Origin of the sequence: Dyadobacter sp. (assembly GCF_051859145.1) — a bacterium.
Lineage (GTDB): Bacteria > Bacteroidota > Bacteroidia > Cytophagales > Spirosomataceae > Dyadobacter.
Genome location: NZ_JBHYGF010000331.1, coordinates 1 through 4,813, shown reverse-complemented (window position 1 = coordinate 4,813; position 4,813 = coordinate 1). Strand labels below are relative to the sequence as shown.

Annotated in this window: 3 protein-coding genes; all 3 read left to right on the top strand. The window is 50.3% G+C overall.

What is annotated here, in order from left to right:
* A partial coding sequence (locus ACTIE6_RS17705; RefSeq protein WP_439557906.1) for an acyl-CoA carboxylase subunit beta occupies positions 1 to 1,510 on the top strand: 1,510 nt, incomplete at its 5' end.
* 135 nt (positions 1,511 to 1,645) lie between these two features.
* Positions 1,646 to 2,920 (top strand): Gfo/Idh/MocA family oxidoreductase, encoded by a 1,275-nt coding sequence (locus ACTIE6_RS17700; RefSeq protein ID WP_439557905.1) that lies wholly within the window; start codon positions 1,646 to 1,648, stop codon positions 2,918 to 2,920.
* Positions 2,921 to 2,997: 77 nt separating this feature from the next.
* A partial coding sequence (locus ACTIE6_RS17695) for a HEAT repeat domain-containing protein (protein WP_439557904.1) occupies positions 2,998 to 4,813 on the top strand: 1,816 nt, incomplete at its 3' end.

Here is a 4,813-nt window from a genome sequence, read left to right as displayed (position 1 = left end):
AAACGCGGAGGCTGACCTGGGCGGAGGTGAAAAAAGGATCGCGGCCCAGCACCAGAAAGGCAAGCTCACTGCCCGCGAAAGGATCGCTGTTCTTGTAGATGAGGGTACATTTCAGGAGATTGGCAAATTTGTAACCCACCGGAGTACCGATTTCGGTCTGGACAAAGAGCATTACCTCGGCGATGGCGTGGTAACCGGTTATGGAAAAATCAATGGCAGATTAACTTACGTTTTTGCGCAGGATTTTACCGTTTTCGGTGGCTCGCTATCGGAAACACACGCCGAGAAAATCTGCAAGCTGATGGATCTGGCGATGAAAAACGGGGCTCCATTGGTTGGGTTAAACGATTCGGGCGGCGCGCGCATTCAGGAAGGTGTACTTTCGCTTGCAGGCTATGCGGATATATTTTACAAAAACACCCTAGCTTCCGGCGTGATCCCGCAGATATCTGCTGTAATGGGGCCCTGCGCGGGTGGCGCTGTATATTCTCCCGCAATCACGGACTTCATTTTAATGGTTGAAAATACAAGCTACATGTTCGTAACGGGCCCGAATGTAGTCAAAACCGTGACGCACGAAGAGGTAACTTCCGAAGAGCTGGGCGGCGCGATGACGCACGCTTCCAAATCGGGCGTAACGCATTTTGTTTCTCCCAATGAAGTTGAATGCCTTTTGGCAATCAAAAAATTACTGAGCTACGTCCCTCAAAACTGCGAAGACGATGCGCCGAGATTGCATTACGACGCTCAAAACGAATTGCGTCCCGCATTAAACAACATTATCCCGCCCAGCTCAAACCAGCCCTATGAAATGCGGGAAGTTATTTCCGAATTGACCGACGAAGGCAGCTTTTTTGAAGTGCACGAACATTTCGCGGAAAACATAGTGGTGGGCTTCGCGCGGCTGGCGGGGAGGAGTATTGGTATTGTGGCCAACCAGCCTGCTGTATTGGCTGGCGTGCTCGACATTCACGCAAGTACCAAAGCAGCCCGGTTTGTGCGTTTTTGCGACAGTTTTAACATTCCGCTGCTCGTACTCGAAGATGTACCGGGCTTCCTGCCGGGCACGGACCAGGAATGGAATGCGATCATCACAAACGGCGCCAAGCTGCTTTATGCATTCTGTGAGGCAACGGTGCCGCGCATTACGGTGATTACGCGCAAAGCATACGGCGGCGCTTATGATGTGATGAACTCCAAACACATTGGCGCGGATATGAACTTTGCCTGGCCAAGTGCAGAGATCGCGGTAATGGGCGCAAGCGGCGCGGCTGAGATTATCTTCAAACGGGATATCGCCCAAGCTGAAAACCCGCAGGAAAAGCTGGCTGAGAAAGTCGCTGAGTACACGGAAAAATTTGCAAATCCTTACCTGGCAGCGAACCGGGGCTACATTGACGAGGTAATTTACCCCGAACAAACCCGTGAAAAGCTGATCGCCGCATTTGAAATGCTGGAAAACAAAGTGGACGTACTGCCGCGCAAAAAGCACGGTAATATCCCGCTCTGAAAACCGCAACTTTTCACATTCCGGTAAATACTGTTTGTATTCCCATAAAGCGCCGCACAGTTTTGGTCTCTTCTGATTATTGACCTAAATTGAAGGCGCTTACTAGTCTATTTTCTTCCTAAATCACCTTAATCAATGAAAGAACAAAAAGGAACTTCTGCATCCAGAAGGAACTTTATCAAAGGCTCCGTTGCAACGATAGCCGCATTTTCTATCGTTCCCCGCCACGTTTTGGGTAAAGGCTTTCTTGCGCCCAGCGACCAGCTTACCAAGGCCATTGTAGGTACCGGCTCCATGGGCCGCGGCCACATTCCTTATGCAGGGACAAAGGTAGTCGCGCTTTGTGATGTGGATAAAAAGCACTTGGCTACGGCAGTGAGTATGGTCGACAAAGGCGTGAAAACCTTTTCCGACTACCGCGAGCTGATCCAGCTGCCCGAAGTGGATATTGTACACGTGGCTACCCCGCCGCACTGGCACGGGATCATCGCAGCCGACGCGGCCCGCGCGGGTAAAGATGTCTGGTGTGAAAAACCGATGACGCGCACGATTGGCGAAGGAAAACGTTTGGTGGAAGCAGTTCAGCAGCACGGGCGGATTTTCAGGCTGAATACCTGGTTCCGCTTTCAGGATAATTTTTACGGAATGCGCACGCCGGTTCAGCCCATTAAAAAGCTCGTACAAAGCGGCTTGCTGGGTTGGCCATTGAAGGTTACCGTAAGCAAGCACACCGGTTTTGACTGGAAGTTTTATTGGGTTGGAAAAACAAACAATGCACCCCAGCCGGTACCAGCCGACCTCGACTATGAAATGTGGCTCGGACCTGCACCTTACAAACCGTACAGCGAGCACCGCGTTCACCAGACTTTCCGCGGTTACTGGGATTACGACGGCGGCGGACTCGGCGATATGGGCCAGCATTACCTGGATCCTATTCAGTATTTTTTGGGGAAAGACGATACCAGTCCCGTGAGCGTGGAAGTGGATGCGCCTCAGCAGCATACCGAAGCAGTAGGTACCTGGCGCCGCATTACTTATACTTATGCAGATGGTTGCCAGATTATCCTGGACGGAGAGGCGAAAGATGAAAAAGTAGCTTATATCGAAGGTCCGAAAGGCAAATTGTACCCGAATTTTGAATCAGATATCCCGGATCTAAAAAAGAAACTGGCTGCATTCCCTGACCCTGAACCACAGGTGACCGATTTTGTGGATGCAGTGAAAAACCGCAAGAAGTTTGCATTGAATGAGGAAAACGGCCACCGTTCCTGCACGATCGTGAATATGGGACTGGCTGCGCTTCGCCTCGGTCGCTCATTGAAGTTTGATCCTGAAAAACAGGAGTTCATTGATGACGAAGGCGCAAACCGCCTGATCAACCAGCCAATGCGCGGGCCCTGGACCATTTAGTCCGGTGTTTTTCAAATATCTGTATCCTGAAACCAATACCTTTTAAGCTGCCGGTCTACGCGACTGGCTTCTCCAACATGAAGAAATTTATTTACTCCATACTCGCATCGTCCCTGCTCGCTTCGCAGGCGATTGCGCAAAGTGATGCGTCGCTTACCAGCAAAATTGAAGGTCTGATTTCCAAATTGCCTGCTCAAAACGCAGCCGGGTTAAACAAGAATATGGCAGAACTGGAACAGCTCGGCAAACCTGCATTGGTACAAATCGCAACGATGCTTACGCCGCTGGGCAAAGGGGATAATACCAAAATCCAGTACGCACTCGGCGGCTTTACTTACTACGCTTCGCAGGCTGGTAAAGAAACGGCCAGAAAAGCCGCGTCGGAAGCTTACAGTGAAGCTTTGGGAAAAGTAAATGATCCCGACAGCAAAAATTTCCTGATGTATCAGCTGCAAACAGTCGGCAAAGATGAATCAGTTGACGCATTGAAATCTTACCTGGGCGATGAGCGGCTTGCTGGTCCGGCGGCGCGCGCACTGGCGAGAAACGGATCGAATGCAGCAGGTACCGCATTGTTCCAAGCGCTGGGGAATGCAAAAGGTGCAGCGCAGATCGCAATTACCGCGGCGCTTGGGGATACCAAATTCAAAGAAGCTGCTCCTGAAATTGAGAAAACAGCCACAAGCCAGGATCTCGCATTGCGTAAGGTTAGTTTGTACGCGTTGTCAGAAATTGCGGTACCTTCTTCGGAACAAATCTTAATGCTGGCTGCGCAGAAAGCACTTTACGGTTACGATGAAAGCGACGCAACTGCTGTGTACCTTAAATACCTCGCCAACTTAGCCAAAAGCGGGAATGCACCGATTGCTGAAAAAGCGGCGCTCGCATTGATCAAAAACACGCCTGATCCGAAGCAGGTGGGAACAAGATCTTCTGCATTGAAAATCTATTCGGATAGTAAGAAACGCGAGTCGGTACCTGTGCTTGTGAGTGCGTTGAAAAGCACCGATCCTGAATACCGGGCGGCTGCATTGAAGTTGGGACAGAAATATTTAATGGCAAATGGGGCAGCTTCCTGGCTCGCAGCTATGAAAGGTGCACAAACCGAAGTGCAGGCTGAGATCATCACCATGCTCGGCCACGCCAACTCGCAGGATGCATTGCCGGCAATACAGAAATCGCTTACATCAAAAGATACCAGGGTAAAAAATGCGGCGATTTGGGCTGCGGGTAAAATCGGTCAGGAAAGCAGTATACCGGCTTTGATCAATGCAGCTAAAACTGCCAATGCAGCTGAAATTAAAACAATTAAGAGCAGCCTGCTTACCATTAAAGGTGCCAGCTTGACAGATCAGATCGCAAAAGCATTACCTGCACTTCCCAACCCGGCAAAGGCTGCCATGATCGATGTTTTGGCTGCGCGGGCGGCCAGTGCGAAGCTCCCGGTTGTTTCCGCACAACTAAAAAGTACAGACCCGGAAGTGCGTAAAGCGGCATTTGACGCATTGAAGTCGCTTGCTGAACCGAAAGATTTGGCTCAGCTTTTTACATTGCTGAATGCTGAAACTGCGCCTGCCGACATCACTGCTGTTCAGAATGCGATCAGTGCAGTTGTAAAAGGATCTGGTGATAACAATTCGCAGACGGAGCTGGTTCTGAAACAAATGCAAGCTGCATCGGCTGAAAAGCAAGGTAATTACCTGCCTGTTCTGGCTACAATAGGTGGCAAAAAAGCGCTGACTTCGGTTGTTTCTTCTTATGAAAAAGGAGACGCAGAAATGAAGAAAGTGGCGATCAGCTCGCTGGCTGCGTGGTCGGATGCAAACGCGGCGAAGGAGTTGCTGGCTATTGCGAAGAAGACTTCTGACAATGGAGAATTTGAGGCTGCATTTA

Coding starts and splice junctions, on each gene's coding strand:
- ACTIE6_RS17700 (WP_439557905.1), top strand. CDS start 1,646: ATGAAAGAACAAAAAGGAACTTCTGCATCCAGAAGGAACTTTATCAAA.